This window comes from Sinomicrobium sp. (assembly GCA_029266035.1).
Lineage (GTDB): Bacteria > Bacteroidota > Bacteroidia > Flavobacteriales > Flavobacteriaceae > Sinomicrobium.
This window is the reverse complement of record JAJUFH010000008.1, coordinates 62,278-87,909: the sequence shown is the minus strand read 5'-3', so window position 1 is coordinate 87,909 and position 25,632 is coordinate 62,278. Positions and strand designations below refer to the sequence as shown.

At 43.4% G+C, this 25,632-nt stretch carries 14 protein-coding genes; 3 read left to right on the top strand and 11 right to left on the bottom strand.

The features are described 5' to 3' along the window. Positions 1 to 8 precede the first annotated feature (8 nt). The 3 genes from kbl to ACYZZR_RS06090 all read left to right on the top strand — a co-directional run bounded on the left by kbl (position 9) and on the right by ACYZZR_RS06090 (position 5,542). Complete coding sequence (kbl, locus tag ACYZZR_RS06100) at positions 9 to 1,202, top strand: glycine C-acetyltransferase (RefSeq protein ID WP_461533105.1); 1,194 nt, start codon at positions 9 to 11, stop codon at positions 1,200 to 1,202. Positions 1,203 to 1,325: 123 nt separating this feature from the next. Further along, positions 1,326 to 2,669 carry an OmpA family protein gene (locus ACYZZR_RS06095; protein WP_461533104.1) on the top strand — a complete coding sequence of 448 codons (1,344 nt, stop codon included), beginning with the start codon at positions 1,326 to 1,328 and terminating at the stop codon, positions 2,667 to 2,669. Positions 2,670 to 2,773: 104 nt separating this feature from the next. After that, on the top strand, positions 2,774 to 5,542 hold the full coding sequence (locus ACYZZR_RS06090) for a PD-(D/E)XK nuclease family protein (protein ID WP_461533103.1): 2,769 nt from the start codon (positions 2,774 to 2,776) through the stop codon (positions 5,540 to 5,542). Positions 5,543 to 5,560: 18 nt separating this feature from the next. On the opposite strand, the gene ACYZZR_RS06085 is transcribed toward ACYZZR_RS06090, so the two are convergent. The 11 genes from ACYZZR_RS06085 to ACYZZR_RS06035 all read right to left on the bottom strand — a co-directional run bounded on the left by ACYZZR_RS06085 (position 5,561) and on the right by ACYZZR_RS06035 (position 25,449). Then, positions 5,561 to 8,347 carry a M16 family metallopeptidase gene (locus ACYZZR_RS06085; RefSeq protein ID WP_461533102.1) on the bottom strand — a complete coding sequence of 929 codons (2,787 nt, stop codon included), beginning with the start codon at positions 8,345 to 8,347 and terminating at the stop codon, positions 5,561 to 5,563. Between the two features lie 63 nt (positions 8,348 to 8,410). Beyond that, positions 8,411 to 9,547, bottom strand: a complete 1,137-nt coding sequence (locus tag ACYZZR_RS06080; RefSeq protein WP_461533101.1) for a thioredoxin-like domain-containing protein — start codon at positions 9,545 to 9,547, stop codon at positions 8,411 to 8,413. Between the two features lie 57 nt (positions 9,548 to 9,604). Then, a complete protein-coding gene (locus tag ACYZZR_RS06075) occupies positions 9,605 to 10,738 on the bottom strand; it encodes a redoxin domain-containing protein (RefSeq protein WP_461533100.1) in 1,134 nt (377 codons plus the stop codon). Positions 10,739 to 10,807: 69 nt separating this feature from the next. Next, a complete protein-coding gene (locus ACYZZR_RS06070) occupies positions 10,808 to 12,229 on the bottom strand; it encodes a RagB/SusD family nutrient uptake outer membrane protein (RefSeq protein WP_461533099.1) in 1,422 nt (473 codons plus the stop codon). A gap of 25 nt (positions 12,230 to 12,254) precedes the next feature. Further along, the gene (locus ACYZZR_RS06065) at positions 12,255 to 15,842 is read right to left on the bottom strand and encodes a SusC/RagA family TonB-linked outer membrane protein (RefSeq protein ID WP_461533098.1); all 3,588 of its coding nucleotides are present in this window, start codon (positions 15,840 to 15,842) and stop codon (positions 12,255 to 12,257) included. Between the two features lie 160 nt (positions 15,843 to 16,002). Further along, on the bottom strand, positions 16,003 to 17,181 hold the full coding sequence (locus ACYZZR_RS06060; RefSeq protein WP_461533097.1) for a FecR domain-containing protein: 1,179 nt from the start codon (positions 17,179 to 17,181) through the stop codon (positions 16,003 to 16,005). Positions 17,182 to 17,329: 148 nt separating this feature from the next. Beyond that, positions 17,330 to 17,950: an RNA polymerase sigma factor gene (locus ACYZZR_RS06055; RefSeq protein WP_461533096.1), complete on the bottom strand. Its 621-nt coding sequence runs from the start codon at positions 17,948 to 17,950 to the stop codon at positions 17,330 to 17,332. 417 nt (positions 17,951 to 18,367) lie between these two features. After that, positions 18,368 to 19,492 (bottom strand): redoxin domain-containing protein, encoded by a 1,125-nt coding sequence (locus tag ACYZZR_RS06050; RefSeq protein WP_461533095.1) that lies wholly within the window; start codon positions 19,490 to 19,492, stop codon positions 18,368 to 18,370. Positions 19,493 to 19,508: 16 nt separating this feature from the next. Next, positions 19,509 to 20,888 carry a RagB/SusD family nutrient uptake outer membrane protein gene (locus ACYZZR_RS06045; RefSeq protein ID WP_461533094.1) on the bottom strand — a complete coding sequence of 460 codons (1,380 nt, stop codon included), beginning with the start codon at positions 20,886 to 20,888 and terminating at the stop codon, positions 19,509 to 19,511. Positions 20,889 to 20,899: 11 nt separating this feature from the next. Next, entirely contained in the window at positions 20,900 to 24,103 is a 3,204-nt protein-coding gene (locus ACYZZR_RS06040) for a SusC/RagA family TonB-linked outer membrane protein (RefSeq protein ID WP_461533093.1), read from the bottom strand. A gap of 155 nt (positions 24,104 to 24,258) precedes the next feature. Then, positions 24,259 to 25,449, bottom strand: coding sequence for a FecR family protein (locus ACYZZR_RS06035; protein ID WP_461533092.1), 1,191 nt, complete (start codon positions 25,447 to 25,449; stop codon positions 24,259 to 24,261). Between the last annotated feature and the right edge of the window lie 183 nt (positions 25,450 to 25,632).

Sequence of the window (25,632 nt, the reverse complement as noted above, 5' to 3'; positions counted from 1 at the left end):
CAGAAATCATGTACGGTAAAATAAAAGAACATCTGCAAAAAGAACTTCAAGACATCAAAGACAGTGGTCTGTACAAAAAAGAGCGCATCATCACCTCTCCTCAAGATGCTGTAATCAAGATATCTACAGGAGAAGAGGTTATTAATTTCTGTGCCAACAACTATTTAGGGCTGTCTTCTCATCCCGAAGTTATTCAGGCTGCCAAAGACGCATTGGACACCCACGGATTCGGTATGTCATCAGTTCGTTTTATCTGCGGCACTCAAGACATCCACAAAGAATTGGAAAAAAAGATAGCCGAGTTTTACGGAACTGAAGACACCATACTCTACGCAGCAGCTTTCGACGCCAATGGCGGGGTTTTTGAACCCCTTCTCGGCCCAGAAGACGCCATTATATCAGATTCCCTCAACCACGCTTCCATCATAGACGGTGTACGGCTTTGCAAGGCACGACGCTACCGTTATGAAAACAGCAATACAGACGACTTAGAAGACAAATTGAAACAAGCTAATGAAGATGGAGCGAGATTCAAGATTATTGTTACCGATGGAGTCTTTTCTATGGACGGACTTGTAGCCCCTCTCGATAAAATCGTCGCTCTGGCCGAGAAATACGATGCTATGATAATGATAGACGAGTGTCACGCAGCAGGCTTTATCGGAGAAACAGGACGAGGAACCCTGGAAGAAAAAGGGGTGATGGGCAAAATCGATATTATCACTGGAACCTTAGGAAAAGCCTTGGGTGGTGCTATGGGAGGTTATACTACGGGAAAAAAAGAAATTATCGAGATCCTCCGACAGCGCTCCAGACCCTATCTGTTTTCCAATTCACTCGCACCGGCAATCACAGGAGCTTCTATAAAAGTCTTTGATATGCTCTCTAAAAACACCGAACTGCGCGACAAACTGGAAGAGAACACTCGCTATTTTAAACGAGGTATGAAAGAAGCTGGTTTTGACATCATAGACGGCGACTCTGCTATAGTTCCCGTAATGCTGTACGACGCCAAGCTCTCGCAGGTAATGGCCGACAAATTACTGGAAAAAGGCATCTACGTCATAGGGTTTTTCTATCCCGTTGTTCCGAAGGGAAAGGCACGAATAAGAGTACAACTTTCGGCCGCTCATAGGAAAGAACACCTCGATCACGCCATTCAAGCCTTTACGGAAATAGGTAAAGAACTCAAAGTGATATAAAACACGGAAAATAATGTGGCATTTTCTTAATAAAAACAAAAATTTTACTATATTTATCTTTGTTTATAGGCTATGACGGCTTATTTTTGCTCTTAATTAATACTTAAAATTAAATAATTGAACATGAAACATCTTAGCAAATTATTAGTTGCTGCATTCCTATTCGTAGGATTTAGTAACATTCAGGCGCAAGACTCCAACAACCCATGGCAGGTGAGTTTTGGTATAAACGCCGTTGATGTTTACCCCACCAATCAAGCAGGACTCGGAACGTGGTTTGACGAGTATTTCAACGTAAGCGACCACTACAACATCCTTCCTTCTGTTTCCACAATAGCTGTTTCACGCTATGTAGGAAGCAACTTTTCTGTAGGTGTTCGAGGGTCCCTCAACAAAATTGACAAATGGGGAGATGACAGTGCGGATGATTTATCATATTACGGTGTAGATGGTACTGTAAAGTACAATTTCACTAAAGACGGATGGTTTGATCCGTTTGTAGAAGTAGGCGGTGGATATACTTGGATCGACGAGATCGGAGCTGGAACCCTTAACGGAGGGATTGGTTTCAATATCTGGTTTTCCGACAATATCGGTTTTAACCTGCAATCTTCTTACAAACACTCTTTTGAAGACTATCTCGCTCCTCACTTCCAGCACTTAGCTGGTATCGCCATCAAATTCGGTGGAACTGATGCCGATGGTGACGGTGTTTACGACAAAGACGACGAATGTCCAGAAGTAGCTGGTTTGCCAGAATTTAACGGATGCCCTGACTCTGACGGAGACGGTATTCCAGACAAAGATGACGCTTGTCCTAACGAAGCAGGTCCTGCCGAACTCAACGGATGTCCTGATACTGACGGAGACGGTGTTCCAGACAAAGACGACGCTTGTCCTGATGTAGCTGGTTTAGCTTCTCTTAACGGATGTCCTGATGCCGATGGCGATGGTATAGCCGACAAAGACGACGAATGTCCTAACGAAGCTGGTACTGCAGCACTCAACGGATGCCCAGACAGAGATGGTGACGGTGTAGCCGACAAAGACGACGAATGTCCAGATGTTGCCGGAACTGTTGCCAACAAGGGTTGTCCCGAAGTTACTGAAGAAGTTCAGAAAAAACTGAACGACTTTGCTAAAACAATTCTGTTTGATACCAGCAAAGCCACTATCAAAGCAGAATCTTCAGAAGTACTCGATCAGATTGTAAGTGTACTCAACGAGTATCCCGATGCTAAATTTACCGTTGAAGGACACACCGATAGTACCGGAAGCGCTGCTTTCAACCAAAAATTATCTGAAGAAAGAGCTGAATCAGTGAGAAAATATCTCGCCGAAAAAGGCATAAACGCTTCGAGATTGTCTTCTATAGGATATGGAGAAGACAAACCGATTGCTGACAATGCTACCGCTGCAGGTAGAAAAGAAAACAGAAGGGTAGAAATAAACCTCGTAAAGGAATAACAAACCTTTTTGATAAATAATACAATCCCGTCCTGGTATCAGGGCGGGATTTTTTTTATTTTTAAGGCTTTGACAAAATCTGTACTAACCGATAACCTATATACGTGAAAACATTCCTGTCTGAAGTAGTCGATTCTGTACTGTCTGAACATTCAGATACTAGCCATATTACTTTTGTGCTCCCCGGTAAGAGAGCTGGTGTTTTTCTGAAAAAAAACCTACAATCACGAAGTACTAAAACCGCCTTTGCTCCAGAAATATGCAGTATAGAAGAGTTTGTCCAGGAGATTTCCGGCTTGCAACTAATGCCAAACATCCAACTGCTTTTTGAATTTTACAGCATTTATCGAAATCTCACCCCCACAGAACAACTGGAAGATTTTAACAGCTTTTCGAGATGGGCACAAATAGTATTACAGGATTTTAACGAAATAGATCGCTACCTCATCCCCCCCGAATCCATTTTTTCCCACCTTTCTGCCATAAAGGAAATAGATCATTGGTATCTCTCTGACGAAAAGACACCCCTACAACAGCAATATATCAAGTTTTGGGATACACTGAGATCTTATTACGAAGCCTTGAACCACACTCTTATCAGTTCGGGATATGGTTATCAGGGACTTATCTATCGCCATGCGTTAAAACACTTAGAGTCTTATATCGCCAGTCGCAACGACCGCCATTTTATTTTTATTGGGTTTAATGCCTTAAACAATGCCGAGTCGTCTATCATACAAGCGTTTATCGAAAGAGGTGCAAAGATATACTGGGATATCGACAGTGTATTTACCGAAGACCCTGAGCACGATGCAGGTCTCTTTATGCGACAGTACAAAAAAGTCTGGAAATACTATCAGGAGCATTCCTTTGAAAAGATTAGCCATCATTTTTCTGAAGAAAAACAGATCGACATCATTGGAGTATCTGGAAATACCGGACAAGCCATGTATGCTGGAAATATACTGTCGTCACTTCAAAACGAGGGGAAGCTTTCCGGCACTGCGCTCGTACTCGGTGACGAAGCACTGTTAAACCCTGTACTCAATGCTATTCCTGAAACCATTGAAAGCGTCAATATCACCGGAGGATTCCCGCTGGCTTATTCGCCGCTAGCTTCGTGGTTTTACGCCTTTTTCCGCCTAGTGGAAAACGAAGATTCAGGGAAGTGGTACTATCAGCACGTAATTCACCTCATCTCCCATCCCGTATCCGGAATCCTTCTGAACAGAGGAGGAAGGGATATCACCGGCTTATTACTCAAATATCTGCAAGACAACAATATTGTTTTTGTAACCCAAGAACACCTCAATCGTATTTTCCCCGACAAAGAACAGGACGGCATCTTATACCGAGAATTAAGAGCTCTACTCTTTTTCTCGCCCCACCATCTCAATACAGACGATATCATACAAAAATGTATTGTGCTGACCACGCATCTCAAAAAGGCGTACAGCGAGAAAAACAATCCGCTCTTTCTCGAATACCTCTTTCATTTTTACGAAATTTTCAACCAACTACTCCTCTACAATAAAACCTACCGGGTACTGAGCCTTTCCACACTCTCACAACTCTATAAGGAATTGCTCTTACAGCAAAGTGTAGACTTTCAAGGAGAGCCTCTGGAAGGACTTCAGGTAATGGGAATACTGGAAAGCAGGAATCTCGATTTTGACACCGTGATTCTCACTTCGGTCAACGAGGGCAATTTACCTTCCGGGAAATCGGGAAATTCATTTATTCCTTTCGACCTCAAAGTCGCCTATGGCTTACCTACATACAAAGAAAAAGACGCGATATACGCCTATCACTTTTACCGCCTGCTTCAGCGAGCAAAAAACATCTATCTACTGTACAATTCCGACACCGGATCTTTTGACGGAGGGGAAAAAAGCAGATTTTTGCAACAGCTCACTACCTTCCCACAGCACAAACATATCATCACCGAAAAAATAGCAATGGCTCATGCAACTCCTCCCCCTTCGAGTGTCATTTCCATCAACAAGACACCTTCTCTGATGGAAGCTATATGTCGACATGCGGAAAGAGGATTTTCACCCACTTCACTTTCAAACTACATTCGGAATCCTATGGAATTCTACAGACAATCCATACTCGGCATCCGAAACGAATACGATGTAGAAGAAACCATCGCTGCCAACACCCTGGGCACCATTATCCACGACACCCTCGAAGACCTCTACAAACCACTTGAAGGCACCGTACTCCTCCCAGAACACATAGCCACTATGCAAGAAAAAGTAGAATCTCTAATCCAAAAGAATTTTACCGAAGTTTATCAGGGAGGCGATTTTAGCCGAGGGAAAAACCTGCTCAGCTATGAAGTAGCCAAAAGATACCTGAATAACTTTCTCAAAATCGAGCAAAAGCGGCTTGAAGAAGGTGACACTATCAAAATTATAGCCGTAGAAACCGATCTGCATATTCCAATCGATATTCCCGGAGTCGCTTTTCCCGTTTATCTCAGAGGAAAAGTAGACCGAGTAGAAGAATACAATGGAATACTCCGCTTTATAGACTACAAAACGGGAAAAGTAGAAAGCTCTGAACTAGTGTTACCGGAATGGGAACTGCTGTCCTCCAGCGAAAAATACAGCAAGGCTTTCCAATTGCTGTGTTACGCCTATATGCTCACTCGCAATCCATCGTATCCACTCCCTGTAGAAGCGGCCATCATTTCCTTTAAAAAACTACAACAGGGATTTTTGAGATTTGCCAAAAAAGGCGACTCCCGAAACGACAAAAACTACGTGATTTCTGAGGATACTTTCGAGCATTACACGGCTCAATTGCAACGCATTATTGCCGAAATATGCAATCCTGAGATTCCTTTTGAGGAAAAGGATATTTAGCACGTCGAGGAGGCTAAACTACATTCCTTCTGGCATCAACACTCCTTCTATCACTGCAGAATCACCTGTTATTTTCTTTATAAACTCCTTGATATTCTGTTCGGATACAGCCTCTATTACTTTTGCTTTATCCGCTCCGGAGAAGGGGGTATTTGTCCTGACACTGTTCACTATTTTTTCAAATCGGCTCTTGTTGTTGCCCTCTTTCTCGCCGATTGTCTTTTTCATACTGTTTTTAATCTCGAGAAGGTCGCTTGCACTTACCGTATGTGCCATTTTTTCCAACTCCTCATATACAATGGGCACGATAGTGTTTACCTTAGCCGGATTACAATCGAAACCAATGTCTAATGTACAGTGGTCAACAGGTACAGTTTTTAGTGTGGCAGACACTTTCACCCCGTATGTACCTCCCTCTTCTTCCCGTATCCGCTGCATATAGCGCTTTTTCAAAAGTTCTTCTACTATCTGCATCATCAGCTTGTTTTCGAGACTGTACTCTACAAGGCTGCTAAGGTGGATATTCACTACAGATTTCGGTATTTGCATCTTTTGGTTTACACGTATTTTACGAATCCCCTTTTCTAACTTCTCTCCGTGGTCTTTTATTACTTCAACCGTCTCAGGATTTCCGGGGATGCTTCCGATATACTTTGAGATTAACGCTTTGAATTCGGAAATATTCGGATTTCCCATAAATACAAACTCAAAATCGGCGGCATTGTCAATGCGATTGCGATAAATGGTTTCCACATCGCGCATAGACAACTCATCCATCAGTTTTTCGTCCAATGGAACCGCTCTATCGCTCTTGGCGCGTTGCACAGCCTCTGCCAATACACTCTGGGCATTTGCTTTAAACGCAGCCCGGAGCATTTCGATTTGCTCTTTTGTACCATCAAAAATTTCCGGATCAAACCGAGGAGCGACAAAGGAGAGATAGACTGTTCGGAGCAGTTTTTCTAAATTGTCCACATCAGAATGTCCCGACAGTGATTCTTCGTAATCACCTATTGTAATCCTCACAGGCACTACCTCATTTGATTGCTGCAGCTCTTTTTTATTCAGGTTAGCCAAACCAGATTCCCCAGAAAACACAGTAGCAAACATCGCATTGGGGAGAAGATCTTCTGTGAGTGCAGACTTCCCACCGGGGCTGATCGCCTCAAAATACATTGCTTTTTCCCTGTTCGGAACGGAGTACAAGCTTACCCGGGCGCCGTTAGACAACAGGTATTTGGAAAGGCCTATACTATCTATATGCGTTTCTCTTATTACAGTGCCTCCCTGCAACTCAGGTACAATGAGTTGCTTTTCTTTTACCTGCTTTTCTACATAAGGCTCTGGACGAATACTGTCTACTTTATCAAAAATTGACAGTACTTCACCTTCCGAAGGGTAGTGATAGGTGTCTGAGCCCGTTATCGCCACCACATTTACTTTTCCGGAATAATAACGTCTGAAGTAGGTGGTAAGACTATCGTTTTGCAGCGATTGATAGACCTTCTTTCTAACTTCCTTTTCCCAAGCGCGATCTGCTAATGGTCTGTCTTTAAAAAAAGCCTCGTAAAGCTGGATTGCCAGATACACATTGCTTTGTTGAGCAGCGCCTCCATCGCGTTCAAGAGCCTGTAAAGAAGCCGATTTAATACGGTTAAACTCTTGGTCGTTGACTCCGTATAGCGCCATTCTCTTAAGCTCGGAAAGCCCAAACTGCAGGGCGGGGAGCAAACTGTCCTTTTTAGGTTTGATCGTCATTTTCAGCACCTCTAACGGAGCTACCACTTCTTCAATATCTAAACGCGCCGACAAGACCGGACTATCTGTTTGCCCGGACATACTTATCAGCCTCCTATTGATCGCGGTTTGCAGTGTACTGGATTTAACGCTGTTTTCAATTCCTTCTACCGCAGACAACGGCTTGACGGGATGCTTGACGTAAAGCTCAATCTCCGGAGCACTCAGTTCATCGTCGGTGATATTGATATAGGTAAAGGCGTCGTCTACAGGAACATCAAACTGCAAATGTTCCGGAAGATGCTCTCGAAGCGGTATACTTGAAAAGCGTTTTTTAACCTTCTCTTCCATCTTCTCAGCATCGATATCTCCAACGATAATCACCGCCTGTAAATCGGGGCGATACCACTTCTGGTAATAATCTCTCAGCTCTTGGTACTCAAAATTATCTATGACCTCCATCTTCCCAATGGGGGTGCGCTTTGCGTATCTGGAGCCCTTAAACAAGCCGAGATTTTTAACACTGTCGGCCACGCGCTTACGGGTGTGATATCGGGTGCGCCACTCTTCGCGTACTACACCTCTTTCCAGATCGATTTCCTCATCAGATAGGGTGAGACTTCCAGACCAGTCGTGCAGTATCAGCAATACAGAATCTAAGACACTCTCGTCCTGTACCGGCACATTGCGAATACTGTAAACGGTGTGGTCGTAATCTGTAAACGCATTGATCTCTTCGCCAAATTTAATCCCCTTACTCTCTAAGAATTTTAGCATTTCCTTGTCGGGATAATGCCGGGTACCGTTAAAGGCCATATGCTCCAGAAAGTGAGCAAGACCTCTCTGGGTATCCTCTTCCTGCATAGAACCCACCTGCTGTGCAAAATAAAATGCTGCTCTTTCTACAGGACTTTCGTTGTGCATGATGTAGTATCGCAGACCGTTGTCTAGCTCCCCGCTCTTCACGGCTGCAGGGCGAAAAGTGTCAGGCTGACTATAAATCACCTGAGAAAACGCGAAGAGCACAGTCGTGTAAAAGACACTTAAGCGATACATCTGATATGACATAGCAAGCTGTTTTGAAATTAAAATAACCAGGTGTTTACCAATGTATTTCTACTGAGATTGTTCTCAATCAAAGATTTCCGCAAGTTTTTCCCGAAGCGCCTCACCTCTTAGATTTTTGGCAATAATAACGCCATCCGGATCGATGAGGAAATTAGAAGGTACGGAATTGATACCGTATTGCACGGCTATCTCGTTTTTCCAGTACTTGAGATCACTCACGTGAATCCAAGGCAAGCCATCTTTTTCAATGGCAGCTATCCAGGCTTCCTTACCGGCGTCGAGAGACACTCCTACAATTTCGAAATTTTTGTCTTTATACGATTGGTATGCCTTTACCACAAACGGATTTTCGGCACGACAGGGCTTACACCAACTGGCCCAGAAATCGATCAACACATACTTACCTCTCAATGAACTCAAAGTAAAAGGCTCTCCTTCTGTATTGTCTTGAGTAAAATCCATCGCTACCCTACCGATATCCGTCTTTTTGGCTTTGGCTATCTTATCGGCTATAATCTTCCCGGTTGGGGTTTGGCGCAGCTCTTCCCCGAACAATTGGTTAAAGTTTTTGTCAACTTCTTCCGTATCAAAGTCTTTGGGCATTTCGTGTTGTAAAAAACGCTGAAGCGACACATAAGAATCGGGATGAGACATTATAAAATGGTGCGCTACCCGGCGTATGCTGTCTACGTATACCTGAATAGTGTCGTAGGTGATAAGTTTATCTTCTTGACTCCTGCCATCCATACGATCTTGTAAGGCCATGATTTCATCGGTAAGTGGGCTTATCAGCTTATTTATTTCTACAGATTGGTCTGTAAGTGTAGACCCTTTTAAAACTGCGTTCTTAACAGAATCTACAGCGCTCAATTCCATATCGCTATTTTCTATAAAAAAGTGATAGGCATCACTTTCCCACATCTTTTCGGGAAAATCACTTCCGTGCCTCAACTGTAGCATAGCTCTCGACGGATGAGTAATCTTTCCCTTCAAAGTAAATCTGCCGTTTTCTACTGCGGCCGTATCGGTTACGGTACTGTCGTTCTGTCTATACGACAATACGATTAGTGAAGCCGGGGGCAGGTTTTTCACCATTCCTGTAAGGGTATAACCCTCAACAGCATTTTTAGTGTCTTTGCTGTCTTTACACGCTCCGAAAAGCACAGCAAGCACCAAAGTAATAAGCAGGTATTTTTTCATCAGATTACATTTTAGTTAAAGAAAACTTCTACAGCACAACGGTAAGGTCCGATATTTTTAATTGAAAATTTCAGACAAACGCTCAGTAAGTGCTTCTCCTCTCAGGTTTTTTGCAATAATAACTCCTTCCGGATCGATCAACAGGTTCTGTGGAACAGCGGTAACCCCGTACTGTTGAGCTACTTCGTTTTTCCAACCTTTCAAATCACTCACATTTATCCATGGCAAGCCGTCTTTTTCAATAGCGTTTTCCCAGTTTTTACGCTTTTCATCCAGAGACACGCCCACAATCTCAAAGTTTTTGTCCTTGAATTGCATATATGCCTTTACCACATGAGGATTTTCTTGTCTACAGGGCACGCACCAGCTCGCCCAGAAATCAATCAGCACATATTTCCCCTCCAAAGAGCTCAGAGTAAATGCTTCTCCCGAAAGGCGCTCTTGTGTAAAATCTATTGTCTTCTGCCCTATTGCCGTTTTCTTTGCCACTGCTATTCTGTTACTTATTTTTTTGGCTAGAGGCGTATTTCTCAGCTCATCACTGAACAGATTGTACTCCTTTTCGGCCACAATTGGATCAAAATCATATCCCATTTCGTAATTGGTAAAAGCCTGTAAGGCTATATATGAGTTGCGATGGTTTTCGATAAACTCACGTACGATAGCTTGTACGGTGGCAGCGGTAGCATTTATGGTATCTACAGTTGCCATATAGGCAGAATCCTGAGGTTTGCCTTGGAGCGCCATACTCAATTCCTGAATTTTTCGTCGCAGCGGATTGATAGCCGAATTCAGCGTATCTGATTCTGCATTGAGCAGCGAACCGGTGAGGCTTGCTCTCCTTATCGAGTCTTTAGAAACGATTTGCATCTCGGCATTTTCAATCAAAAAACCAAAAGTATCTCGCTCCCAAGACTTTTCGGGAAATGTTTCTCCATGTCTTATACTGATATAAGCTTGTGCCGGGGCATCGACCTTTCCTTTAAAAGTAAAAGCTCCGTCTTTTAGCTGTACCGAATCTTTATGCTCAATTTCGTTTTGGGTATAGGTAAGTAATGCCATAGAGGCCTCAGGCAAATTGTTTAGACTACCTTGAATTACAAAGCCTTCTATTTTGTTATCGGTCTGCTTTTTATCTGTACAAGATATCAATAGCACGATGGCTGTAATGAGAAAACAACTATTTTTCATTCCATAAGTTTTGAGTTAATATATGTATTTCACGAGGTATAACCTCAGTTTGGAGATCACAAAACACTGTTAGGGATTGTTCTCCAGATTCGGATTCTGATCTGTCACACTCTTGGGAAATCGAAGTACCAAGCGTTCTTTGGTGAGTTGATATTCTCCCTTTATCGACCCGTCAGCATCGTAGACTGTGTGGGTGTACGAAGACACCGGAGTGGGAATATCCGGGTCTACGGTTAATCTCCTCATATCAAACCAGTACATTCCCAGTGCGGCAAACTCCCGAAGGCGTTCGTCGAACACAAAACGCAGCAGGGCTTCTCGGTCTGAAGCGATAGTTTCTGGAACAACTGCAGTTTCTACAGGCATACGGTGTTTTCTAAACTCTTCCAGTACACTCACCGCTCCAGGCAAATCATTGAGACGACATTTAACTTCTGCGAGAAACAGATACACTTCCGCCACCTTCACTCCGAAAAAGGTTTGTCCCGTACCTATCCGCTTCCTGAATACTCCTTCGAGAGGATATTCATTGCCATTTTGTGCCGTTTCTTCATAGAGGTATTCCAATCTCAAATCGCTTTCGTCGTACAAGGCCATTGTCTCGGGCTTAACGACCAACTCGCTGTAGGTATTGGCCCAGTTATTGACAAACTGCTTTCCGTAAAGGCTTTCGGGATCGGTATCTACACGTTGGTTATTGTATCCTTGATTGTAATCTACAAGCCCTGATTCGACACCTATACTCCCTATTTCCCCTAATGCTTCCTCCAGTAGGGGGCTGGCCTTTTCAAACTCACCCATAAAGGTGTATACCTTACCTAAGAGTGCTTTTCCAGCCGCCCGGGTAAACCGGAATCTGCTGGACACCTGATCCGGTAGGTCGGGAATAGCTGTAAGCAGATCTTCCACTATAAAGTCATAAACCTCCTGAACTGTAGCCCTGCGAAAATCGGAGGCTACGAGATCGGCTACTTCTACGATGGGAAATCCTAAATCTGTAACCGAGGTATCTTTGTTATAAGGCTGCCCGTAATAATTGATGAGTAGGAAATAAGTCCACGCCCTTCCGGCAAGAGCCTCTGCCCTCAACGAGAGTTTTTCGGCTTCCGAACCCTCTGTGGCATCCATAACTTCACGAATTATCTTGTTATAGACGTAAATATTCTCCATAGTGCCTTCTAACTCATCCGCATTGTCGCCGTCGTCATAGACTTCTGCCTCCCAGCGATACAAGCGTTGAGTGCGAAGATCTGCACCCCCTATAAAGGGTTCAAAAGCAACCAATTCTGCACCTAATGGCACCTGTGCATTGGTAGTACCCATATTGACTAAGTCTAAGTTGTAAAACATCTTGTCGTAGTCTACCACCTTTTCGGCAATAAGTCTCCCTTTGGGAACAACCTCGAGAAAATCGTCGGAACACGAACTCCATATCAACAGTCCGAGAACGCCCCACAACACCCTGCAATATCTTTTGTATATATTTTTCATCTATTTAATTTTAAGCTAATAACTATCAGAATTTCACATTTAATCCCAAGGTCAAACTCGGACCGTATTTCACGCTGCGGACTCCGTTGAAATAGTGGTATTCAGGGTCTATTCCGTACTTGTTGTCGGCCCATACCATAATATTAGAAATTTGTCCTCTCAGCGTAATTTGGTCTATGCCCGTATTGCCAAAAATGCTATTGGGAAGACGATAGACCAGATTGATATCTCTGATTTTGATATACGAAGCGCTAATCACATTATTGTTCCCGTAAACGTAGTAATCTGTGTTGCGCGATCCGTCACTTACATCCTGATGACGCGGGATATCGGTATGTGCTTCATCGCCGGCTTGCTGCCATCTGTCGAGATATTCTTCGTGAACGTTTCCTGTAATAAAATTGTAATTATAGGCATCCATACGCGTGCCGTAATAGAAATTGTTGACGTCCCTGCGTATCTTATGTCCGAAACTGTACACTGCATTTATATTCAGGGATAGATTTTTGTAGCGGAAGGTATTTCCGAATCCCCCATTCCACTTGGGCTGCGTAGTTCCCATAAATTTTATGTCTTCGGGCTTGGTGCTATTGGGGTCTGATGTTATCGTTCCGTCGGCCAGTCTCACCTGAGGATCTCCGTCGGCATTGAGCCCGACATAGTCGTAGGCAAAAAGTGCAAAAGAAGGGTAGCCTTGTACAAATTGCTCTGCTACTCTCACATCGCCAGAAGTCGTTTCAGTAGTACGGCTGAGGTGAGTGATTTTATTTTCGTTAAAGGCCATATTGAGCGTAGTACTCCAGGAAAAGTCTTTGAGCACTATATTTCTCGTAGTCAGCGATAGCTCAAGCCCCTTGTTTTTAAGGTCACCCAAATTTCCCGTAACGCTGCTGTAACCTGTAAAGGGATTGGTTGGGATAACGCCTAAAAGGTCAGAAGTTCTTCGGTCGTAATAATCTATGGCTCCAGAAATACGCCCGAGAAATGCAAAATCTATCCCGAAGTTGGTTGTCGCAGTGCGTTCCCAGCTTAATTTCCTATTTCCGGGAGACAAAATAGTCAAACCGGTCTCCGGAAAAAATATGGAAGAAGTCGGATTTAGAATATCAAAAGACGCCGCTGTACCCGGGCTTGGCGCATTACCTGCAATACCGTGGGTAGCCCTTATGTCCAGCATGTGAATCCAAGAGACATTTTCCAGAAAAGACTCCTTTCCGATATCCCATTTAACCCCCGCACTCCACACGGGTTTGTTCTGTGCCGATTTATCGAGTCCGAAGAGGTTACTCTGGTCATTTCTGACACTGGCGTTTATCGAATACTTCTGATTGTAGGTATAGGCTGCGTTACCGTAATAAGAAGTAAATCTGGTCAAACTCTCCACTCGCCCGAAGTATCTCTGATTGTCAAGGCTACTAAAAACCAGCCCGTACTCCGGTAGATTGTATTGATTGGGTTTTACCGTGTTATTCACCTGTGCCAAAGTGCCGTAATCAATTTGCTCATAACTCTGCAAGCGATCGTCATAGCCTCTTACCTCACTGGTTTTTATCACACTTAGCTGTTGCTGGGCCTCTTGCCCTACCATCAGATTGAGCTGGTGCAATCTGTCGTTCCAACTTTTAATATAAGACAGCTGATTTCTAATCGTCCAGGCTTCCACGCTGGTGTTCCGGGTGGTGTATTTTCCTCCGGTAATCGGCAGATAATATACAGGGTCTGCTCCCGGAGCGGGTACGACAGTAAATTCGGCGGCCTCCATTCTCTGCCCTACAGCGAGGTGATCTACATATCGGTCGTTGTCTACCGTATTAGAGGTGTAGCCGTATCTCCCTTGAAATGTCAATCCGTCTATAATATCTACATCAACGCCCAATATGTTGCGGATAGATTTGGTTTTGTTTTTGGTATATGCGTATCCGGTTTCATCGAGAGGTGTATACCCGAGATCGAGCTGACTCGCATCTTCATACACCCTTCGTATGGAGTCGTTGAGTTCGGTCATAAACGACATATCTATATTATTGCCCTTAGCATCTCTGAACAGTTGATACGGCAAAAAGCGGCTGTCTACCTGAATGTTGTTGGGCGTGTATTTGTCTTGATAGGTAAGGTCCGTAATCAAGTCGAATCTAAACCGTTTACCCACTTCAAAATTTTGTCTCAGGTTTAACTTGTAGCGGTTGTCTTTTTCTCCCGGGCTATGGCTTTGGGTGCTGGTATAATTTCCCGAACCGTAAAAAGTATAGCCTTTTTTACCGGCGGAAACCGACAAGGTGTGCGTAGTAAGCACAGACGGGCGATAAAACAGCTCTCTTATCTGCCCTCTGTTGTCGATAGCCGCAAGACTATCCAGTCGCTGTCTCGCTGTACCTTCGCCTATAACACCTCTATAGCGGTCGTATAAGATTTGCTCGTGAGGAGATATTCCTTCGCCAAATGTAGTATAACCAACGGCCTCTTCATAAACATCTCGTACAGGGTCGAATATATCTTCTGCTGCACGTATAAAATCTCTGCTGTTCAAGTTGCGTAGATAGTCGAGATCAGGACGTCCCTCCATAGTCATAAAGGCGTCGTACTGAAATTCTACCCCTCCTGCCGAGGAACCTCTTTTCGTATTGATAACGATTACTCCATTTGCCGCTCGGGCTCCCCAAATAGAAGCTGCGGTAGCATCTTTGAGCACCGTGATATCTCTGATGTCTTGAGGGTTTATGTTTGCTAACCCTGACAAGGCTGCATCACTGCTTGTTTGTGGTGATAAATCGGCAATGGGGATACCGTCTACTACGATAAGCGGACTGGTCTGTAAAAGTGACAGGGTAGACAACCCCCTTATCAAGAGCGGATTAAACAATTCGGCTCCGGGGCTTCTGTTTACCGTGAGCCCGGGCACAAGACCTTCGAGCCGCTCTGCCACGTTCATACTGCTGCTTCGCTGTTCAAACACCTCCATCTCCGGTTTGGCAAAAGACCCTGTACTTCGCTCTTTTGAAATGGTTTGGTATCCTGTAGACACCAACACCACTTCTTCGAGCTCATTGATGTTTTCGCGGAGTACAATATGCATATTTTCTGCATTTTCAGGAGAGACGACCACCTCTTGACTCATAAATCCTACGTGACTAAACACTATAGTGGCACCAATGCTGACGTTTGTAAGCTTAAACGCTCCTTCGATATCGGCAGCGACTGCTTTGTCTGTATCTTTGACCATAACAGTAACCCCGGGCAACGGGATACCAAGAGTATCTCTCACCGTACCAGTGACAGTCAAGATGGCCTGAACAGGGTCAGGTTCTTGTTTTTTACGGCTGATGATTACTGTGTCATTTCTAAATTTGAATACAAACCCAGATTTTTCCAGGCTGAGTGCAAGGAGGTCGGAAGTTTTTACAACACCTTGTTCTACCGAAACCGGAAGGGCGTCTTTAATACTGTCGTACCTATACACAAAGCGGTAATCGGTTTGTGACCTGATCAAATCGAAAACTTCCTCGAGTGAAATGGTCTTACTTTCATCTACAACAATCGGGGCGTCTTGAGAAAACCCAATGTCGGAATTCAATGCCAATGCGACATTACAAAGTAGAAATACAAATGTTCTCATAAAGAATTTGCAAAGACCGCGGTACGGTTTACCGCGGAGGCTGGTAAAATTAATTTTCATAAATTTGTAGAAGGTTATTTAAACATCGTTTTAAGTGATCTTGCAAAGGAATTTTAGTTTGTTGCTGTGGTAGGTGCGAACTTTAATTCCTTTTTTAGGTCTATTTTATCGTGATTGTCTTTCCGTCTATTTGAAATTCAACTTCTCCGGTTTGCTCCAAGTTGTCGAGCAGCAGTCTGATATCTTCCCCCCTTTTCAACTCCCCTGAAAAACGGTAATATGCCTTCTCAGGATTTTCAAAAACAACTTTTGCATCATACCATCTGGACAGTTCTTGCATCATTTTTCCCAGTGGCTCTTTGTCAAAAACAAACAGTCCGTTTTTCCACGCCATGGCATATTCGGCATTGGTTTGTCTAATCGTCAAGGGCGCTCCTACATGGCTCGTAACCACCTGCTGCCCCGGCTTGATCACTACTCGTTCCTCTCCACTACGCACCGCTACGCTTCCTTCAGACAGGGTTGTATACACTTCGTTTTCCTCCGGATAGGCTCTGACATTAAAGTGGGTTCCGAGCACTTCTACTTCCTGACTCTCTGCAATTACGCGAAAAGCATCTCCGTTGTGCTCCGTACTGTGAGACACTTCAAAATAGGCTTCGCCGTAAATCAGTTCTACTTCACGAGCAGTACCCGACTTAAAATGCATAGGGTACTTTAGCTTCGAACCCGAATTGAGCCATACGGTTGTGCCGTCGGCCAATACTACTGTAAATTTCCCACCTTTAGGAACAGTGAGGTAATGATAACTCAACTGCTCCTCTGCACCTGCCTTACCGTTATAGCGCAATTGTTCGTCTTTTAGTTGTACATCTTCGCTTTGGTATATCCCTTCCTCCGAAAGCTCGACAACTTCTCCGTTCTCAAGTACAAGTACGGCTTTCCCTGATCCTGCGACAATCTCAAGTACGGGATTCTCTTCCTGCCCTGCCTTGTCAAACAACCACATCCCTCCCGAAATACTCAGCAGAACAACCGCAACCGCGGCGTATTTCACAAATGTTGTGCTGAACAACCTCCTGTTCTTCTTCGCCCTTTCAGCCTGAGTGTATTTCCTGATGTTATCCCTGATATCTGAAAAAATGACCTCCGGAATATCCTCTTCTTCAGACAATTGCAATACGCGTTCTCGGGCACGCTCAACTAGAGCTCTCTTTTCCGGATTTTCTGCGAGAAAACGATTCCAAAACTGCTCGTCTTGCTGACTTGGGTTCCATACCCACTGCATAAAATCGTCATCAGTTATAAAATCTTCTTCCTGAAATTCTTCGTATCTCATAGCTATAGGGCGTTTACACTAAAATGGATTTGCCTTTACTTATAAAGAGAGTGTATTTCGGATTTTTCCGAAAAAAAAATTACTTTTTTCACAAAAATCAACAAAACACTGAAAACCAAAAATTTAAAAACACAAAAGTACAGTTGATTTACCGCTCTTTACCGTGCATTAAGCCCTGAAGTATTCCGATTGCGGTTCTGATGTGGTACGACACCTTTTTGGAGTGTATCCCGGTAATCTCTGCGATTTCTATATTGTTCAGTCGGGCGTGATATTTAAGATGAAGGAGTTCTTGCTGCCTGGGATTCAATGTTTTTACTGCATCCTTGAGACGGTCAAACAGTTGTGTAGACCGCTCAGATTCGATAATTTCACTTTCAGGAGAGTCGCTGCCCTGAATCTGGTTTTCGCGCTCTTCTTCCAGTCGAAGCCAGCTCACTCTACCCTGCGCCTGCGCCATTAGTTTTCTGCGCAATACCGTATAGAGATAAGGGCGAATAGCGCTAACCTCACCGAGTCTCTCCCTTTTGTCCCAAATCTCCATAAAAATTTCCTGCACACTGTCTTTTACTAAATTCGCATCGGCTGTAAGGCGGAGGCCATAGCTATAAAGGGAGGGAATGTTTTTCGAATATATTTTCTCGTAAGCCGACAGGTTTCCGGACTGAAATTTTGCCCATAGCATTGCATCGGAATCTAACTCCTCTGTGAGGTGTTCTCTATCGCGGTCAAATTTTTCAGGCAGATCACAATCCAATGTACAATCCATTTTCATTACCGTCTCCCTTATTCAACCAAAGCGCAAGTATTGTGAATGTTTCCCTTTTAGTGTGGCATCAACAGCAGCGTCCTGTATCAAAGGAGTATTATCCGTTTATTGTCTTAAAACAATAGTACCTACGGTAGGTGTTTATCAGTCTATTGTAACCCAAAACTAAGAATATTTTAGATATTAATAAAGTATTTAAGAAATCTTCCCATACTTATTTTTTAACTCTATCACAAAAACATATTGTTCAAGAACCTACATTTCGCAGTTGCGAGAAAGGGAAGTGTTTACCCGCACTACTCATATTGTTAAATAAAACAGGAGGAACCATCTCTGGTTCCTCCTGTTTTATTTGAATTGCTGATGAATACCTCAGATATACAGCAGTGATATCTCAAGCACTCAAAAAGCCGTGTCTTACTGCCCACTAAACACCTCCTGTAATTTTTCCTGTAGCGCCTCTCCTCGCAAATTTTTAGCGATGATTACGCCCTCGGGGTCAATCAGGTAGTTGGTAGGTACAGCGTTTACGTTATACGCCTGTGCTCCTGCGCTTTTCCATCCGTTTACAGAAGACAGCTGTGTCCAGGTCATATTGTCTTTCTCAACTGCCTTTAGCCACAGGTCTCTTTTCTCATCGATAGAAACTCCGAGGATTTCAAATCCTTTATCGCGGTACTGGGCATAGGCTTTAACCAAGTTGGGGTTTTCCTTTCGGCAGGGTCCGCACCAACTAGCCCAGAAGTCTATCAGCACATATTTTCCTTTGAAACTGGAGAGGCACACCTCTTCTCCCTCCGCTGTAGGCTCGCAGAAATCTGGTGCAACCTTGCCTACGGAGGTCTTTTCAAAAGTTTCGAGAGCAGTAGCTACTCGCTTGCCGTAATAGCTGTTCTTAATGCTGTCGGTCAACAAATTGTACAAGGTTTCGGCTTGTTCGGGATGTGAACGCTTGACGTACATTTCGTCAATCACGATGGCTGCCACTATTTCGGAGGCATTATCCTTTACGTACTCGGCGTTCATATCGAAGGCGTGATCGTTAAACACCTCCCACTTCTTATCTAATTCCTTTTGTAGCTCGGGAGTCATTTTAAGAGTGCCGTTGTCGGTAAAATTTTTGTACAGGCTATCGGCTTGTTTGCCCAGAGTAGCATAAACAGTGCTGAAGTAATTCATCAGTTTGTCATTTTCTGTTGCTCCGGTAATCTTTGCATTGTACAAACTGTCTTTGGCACCGCTAATGCTTATGGAATCGTTACTCAATAAAAACTTTATTGGATACTGAGCTCCGGAAACCTTTAAAAAGTATCCAGTGGGTTCATCTACCGTTCCCCGAAAAGTGAATTTGCCATTTGTAATCGGCGTAGAGTCCATTACTGAAACATCCGTCCGTTCCGATTCGAGATAAGCCATTCCGGAATCTGCATCACGAACATCCACTTCTATCACATAAGAGGGCGATACGGCTTCTTTTTTTGTTGCAGTTTCCTTGCAAGCACATGCCAGAAGTCCGGCAAGTATTAAATAGTATTTTTTCATGTTTTGTTTTTTCGTATTAATATCCGTCATTATTGGGTAAGAGGTTAGGGTTTTTATTGATTTCGGTTTGAGGAATCGGCCATAAATGAGCGGTATTCTTCCAGACACCTGGTTTAAATGCAGTCATTACCTCATCTATTTTGCCGGTTCTTTTCAAATCGAACCATCGATGTCCCCATTCAGAGAAAAACTCTATTCTGTTTTCGTGTGCTATCGCTTCTAACAATGCTATTTTTTCTACAGCTCCGTCATAATCCTTCAGGCCTGCTCGTTTGCGTATCTCGTTCAAATCACTTGCTGCCCCGTCTAAATCACCCAAATGTGCCCGTGCTTCCGCACGTATCAGATACTGCTCGGCAAGGCGAAAGATCACATTGCTTTCTGTAGCGGGGGCATCGTATATTTGCGTGTATTTATTCGGATAATAATAGGTTACACTGTCTATGTATTTGTAGCTACCAATCCACTGCTCCTTCCTTTTGTCGCCATCTTCAAAACTGTCGAGCAGGTCGTCGGTTACTGTATAGCTCGGCACACCTCCTACTTCAGGACTGTAAAAGTAGGCATCAAAGGTATTGGGATAGGTAGGTAAGACTCCGTCTACCTGCCAAATGGTTTCGACGCTAGTTCTTTTAAACACCTGGTCAAGACTGTCTAAGCCGTAAGACGCTTCTATCAGCGATGTGGCTCTATCTGCCGCATTTTCATATTCTTCTAGATACAGTTGAACTCGGGCATCCAGAGCCAATACCGCATTGAGATTGGCGCGGATATTCTGAGCATCCGGTGCTTTCATCAGAGTTTCTGCTTTAGACAAATCGGAAAGAATCAGCTCATAGACCTCAGACGAAGGGCTTCTCGATTTCAATCGATTTTCTTCGTATTCGGTTTCAGTAACTATAGGCAGGGGACCATACAGATTAGTCATATAGAAATAACTCAAAGCCCTTATAAAATAAGCCTGCCCCAATAAATCGTCTCGCAAATCGGGAGTGATTAATGTATTGCCTTCCAATCCCTTAATACAGGCATTAATATGGTAAATCATTTCGTAGGTAGTAGTCCATATCGTAACTACCGGACCAAATTCGGTATATATAATCTCATTGTTTTCATAGTCCTGGTACTCGCCGTCAAAATCGTGAATTTCATCGGCACCAAGGCCAGTCATAACTCCTATTCCTCCATTAAACATCAAGGTTGGCGTATTGGTCCCCATAAAGCGAGCATAAAGACCATTTACAGCAGATGTTGCGGTGGCATCAGATTGAAATACTTCATCTTCTGGGACTGCATCTATAGGAGAATCGGCATCCAGAAAACTATCGCAAGACACTAGCAGGAGGCTCAAAAAGGCTCCCCATATAAATATATTTAAATACAAATACTTTTTCATTGGTATAGAATTTACAGGGACAGATTTATCCCGAGATAAAACGATCTTATTAAAGGCGTATACATCAAATGTCCTACTTCCGGATCCAAACCGTCGTATCCGGTAATGGTCAACAAGTTTTGACCTTGTGCATAAATACTACACCTGTCTATTCCCAAATGCGACAAGACCGATTCGGGAAGATTATAGGTGAGGTATACATTCTTTAAACGCAGGTAAGAAGCGTCTCCCCAGCGAGCCGTAGAAGAGATATAATTATTCCACAAAGGATAACTTATCGCCACAGGTTCCGGGTATTTTGGTGTGCCTGAATTCAGATTTTCGTAAATTTCCTTACCTAAATTGTTTTGCGACCCAATAGCGCTAAAAGAATAACCAAATCCTTCTTTTTTTACAAACTGCCACAAGAAACTCAAGTTCCATTGCTTATAGGTCAGGCTATTTGAAATACCACCGTAAAAATCTGGAATGGTTTTTCCGAGTGCTACGCGGTCGTCGGTATAGGTTATCGCTCCGTCGCCGTTGATATCTTCAAACTCCGGCATTCCGGTATCTGCATTGAGACCGGTAAACGCATATCCCTTTATCAGAGAAAGCGATTTTCCTATTTCGTAATCGGTCGCATAGCCAGAAGCCTCTAAATTGTCAAATGATATCAGTTTGTTTTTCGGGAGCGAAATATTAAAGGAAGTATTCCACTTAAAGTGTTGCTGATCTATATTGGTTGTGTTCAGTTCAAATTCCCATCCGGTATTGTCTACTACGGCAGGCAGATTGAACTGTACTGACGAAAAACCGGTAATCATAGGTAGCGGATATCCCACCAACTGGTTGTCGGTTCTGTTCTTATAGTAATTAACATTAAACAGTATATTGTTCTTCAACAAGCCGAGTTCTAAGGCTACGTCAAATTTTTCGACTTTTTCCCAGCTGTAATTGGAATCTCCCAAACGCTGTGGTATCAAGGCATCAAGGCCTCCATAGTTGTACTGAAAGCTAGTCCAAGCTCTCATGTATTGGTAATCTCCAATCTGGTCATTTCCTACAGACCCGTAGCTCACTCTCAGCTTGCCGAAGTTAAGTATTTTGTTATCCTTCAAGAAATTCTCTTCAGAGAAAACCCATGCAGCCCCCACCGAACCAAAGTTTCCGTATTTGTTATTCGTCCCAAATCTCGACGAACCGTCTCTGCGGAAATTGACGTTGAACACATATTTTTGCATCCAGTTGTAGGTAAGCCTTCCAAATACCGAAGCGTAGCGATAATCTGTACGGCTGTCTTCCCAAATACTGATATCTCCGGCACTGTACGCAGAATTCAAGAGCTCATCAGAACCGTAATTAGATCCGTAAATCGACAAGCCAGTATACGACTGCTTCTGAATGGTAGCCCCAACCAAAGCGCGAAATTCTCCATCGCCTAACTTTCTGTGATAGTTGAGCTGAGGCTCTACGATAATCCCTTTGCGCTCGGTATTTCCGAATTGCGCAGTGGGTTTCGGTCCGCCCGTTGGTGGATTAAACCCTTGGTAAGTACCGTAAAACTGATCTAATTTGATAAAATTATAACCAAAACTCACCTTGGCATTTAGCGAAGGCAAAATATCATAATCCAACACAATATTAGTAATAAGGTTATCGGTCTTGTTTACGTATTTCTTATACAGGTTGGCAAGGGGATGCTGGTATCCGCTAAATATTCCGGGTTCCCAATTGATATCTCCATTCTCGTCGTAGGGTGTCATATTGGGAGCAGTCCTGATAAACTGTCCGAAATCCCCACCGTTGGCAACATTGTTGTCGTAGGTGTAAATACTGCTAAAAGAAATGCCAAACTTGTTATCGGCCGTTTTGTAGTCGTAGGTCGCTCTTACCCCTGTGCGCTCATTTTTAGCATCTCCGGGATACACCGTAGTTTGCCGGCTGTAATTACCGCTAAGGGAAAAATGATTGTTGGCAGTACCTCCACTAAAGCCCACATTGGCTGTGGTGTAGTGCGCTGTATTCCCTAACAGTACTTCCTGCCAGTCGGTATTTTGTTCCTGACTCCACAGCAAAAGGTCGGGCGCCAGACCCGGATTGGGAGGCATATTAGAATTTTCAAAGGCCTGTTGTCGCATAGCCAAATAGGCAGGTGTATCCAACAAAGATAATCTTTTGGCCACATCACCAACTCCAGAGTTGATGTTTACATTTACATTAAACCTGTCTTCTCCATCCCCTCTCTTTGTGGTAATCAACACCACTCCATTGGCTCCTCTAGATCCGTATATCGCAGTGGCATCTGCATCTTTCAAAATGGAAATACTCTCAATATCATTGGGGTTAAGACTATTTAAAGGACTCTGATTCCCAGCCTCGGGCGGACCAACAGCATTGAACTGGTTCATGGGGTCGGAATTAAAGGGCACTCCATCTATAATAAACAAAGGGCTATTGCCCGAATTGATAGAGTTGATCCCCCTTATCCGGATCTCGATATTAGCACCTGGTCTACCGCTGATATTGGTAATCTGCAAACCGGGCACTCTGGCTTGCAAGGCCTGAATGGGGTTTTGTACAGTCTGTTCCTCCAGTGTAGCCGAACTAATGGTAGATACCGCCCCGGTATTAAACCGCTTTGAAGTTGTTCCGTATCCCACCAAAACCACTTCGTCCAACTCACTAGCCTCTTCTTCAAGGATAATCTGCAAGGGTTGATCGTCCTTGATCGTCACCTCCTTGCTCTTAAAACCTAAATAACTAAATCGCAGAACATCACCCGGCTTGGCGTCGATAATAAAATTCCCGTTTTCATCAGAAGTTGCTCCACGGGAAGTTCCCTGAATCAAAATGGCAACTCCTAGCAGAGGGAGTCCGTTTTTATCTCGCACCACCCCCGTAATAGTTTGCTGGACAGCTATGGTGGTAGTTCTTTTGATAATAATACTATGCGTTTCTTCGGAAAAAAGGTGATCAAAACGATTGCCCAAAACGGTGGTAAGCAATTCACCTACCTCAACCGTACCTTTGGTCAATGCAATATCACCGCTGTTGTCAAAAAAGTCGGAATGATATACAAAAGTGTAATCTGTTTGCCGTTTGATAAGATCAAAAACCTCTTCAACAGTAAAATTTCCAGTTTCCGGAATGGCTATTTTGGCATCCTGTGCTCTGGTCATCTCTGAAGTAAAACCAAAAGCAAAGGTGCAACATAAAAAAATCATTGTTTTCATAAGAAAAAACATGCATTTGAGGCTCCGATGAGATGAACCTCGTAAAAACGGGTTTATTTCCATAAATTTGTGGTGTATTGGTTATTATATAAATCAATTCGCACTCAAAGGGGTAAGGTTTTGTATGGTGATAGATCGAAACCTTATTCCCTTTTTTACTTTAATTCTATTTCATGCTGTTTATTTACGCTATAGCTTATATTTATCGACTGCGACAGTATGTCTAATATTTCCTCCAAAGCGAGTTTTCGGCTAAAGGCACCGCTGAGTTTTACGTCATCCAACTCCCGATTACTAATCAAAATCGGAACATCATACCACCTCGAAAGTGTTTTTGCTATACTTTCAAGAGGTTCGTCACTAAAACTAAAAAGTCCCCTTTTCCAAGATATTTCGTCATAGACATCTATCTCGTTAATTTTCACCTTGCTATTCTGAAAATCGTATACCGCTTGATCATTAGGCTTTAAAACAAGCTGAGAAACAGGAGTATTCAAGACAACTTCTCCCTCCACCAGAGTACTTACAATTTGCTTTTCATCAGGGAATACACGAATATTAAACTGCGTTCCTAACACCTCAATCTCCTGATTTTTTGTTTGCACTACAAAGTTGCTACCTCTGTGTTTTTCGGAGGGAGAGACCTCAAAATAAGCTTCGCCATAAAGCAGCTCTACCTCTCTTGAGGCACCAGCTACAAAGCTTTCGGGATATCTGATTTTGGTTTCAGAGTTGAGCCATACCTTAGTGCTATCGGACAACAACAGGAAAAATTCCCCTCCTCGAGGTATGGTGAGTTCGTTGTAGTCTATCTTCTTGTCAGACTCTACTACAGGCTGATAGATTACCGAATTGCCGTCGCTTTTGGCAAGCTCAGACACGTATTCGGTGCCCTGTTGTAAAAGCACCTCAGACCCGTCTGAAAGGGTGAGGATAGCCTTGCTGCTTCCGGCTTCCACACTTCCCTCTGTACTGCTCAAATCGCGCTGATTGTAATAAAAATACCATCCGGCTGACAGCAGTAAAATCACACTGGCTGCAACTCCCCACAAGCGAAAAAACGGAACAGTCCTCACAGGTGTTTCCGTATTTTCCACTCCCTGTACAATTGCCGAATAGACCGCTTCGGAGGTACTGCGTTTATACTTTTGCTGTTCCTTGTAAACAGATAATTTACCGTATTTTTCTACAGTATTCCGCGCCTTGGCAATCGATTCTGATTTTTCGGGATGTTTCAGAAGAAAGTTATCCCAAAAAGCATCAGACTCCGGGTTGGGAGCACAAATCCATTTTAGGAAGTCGTCGTCTTCTAAAAAATCTTCAGGACCGTAATTTTCGTAATTCATGAGCGGCTTTTTTTCAGTGTAAATCCACAGCATTTATATACAGGATACCGAACAGGAGGTTTTGTGCAATAAAAAATACATTTTTTTCAAAATAAAATGAAAAAGTATTGATTTCATCACTGTAAAACCCTTAAAAAGATACAGATAAGAAGAAATAAAAAATCTAAACAGCAAAAAACGCAC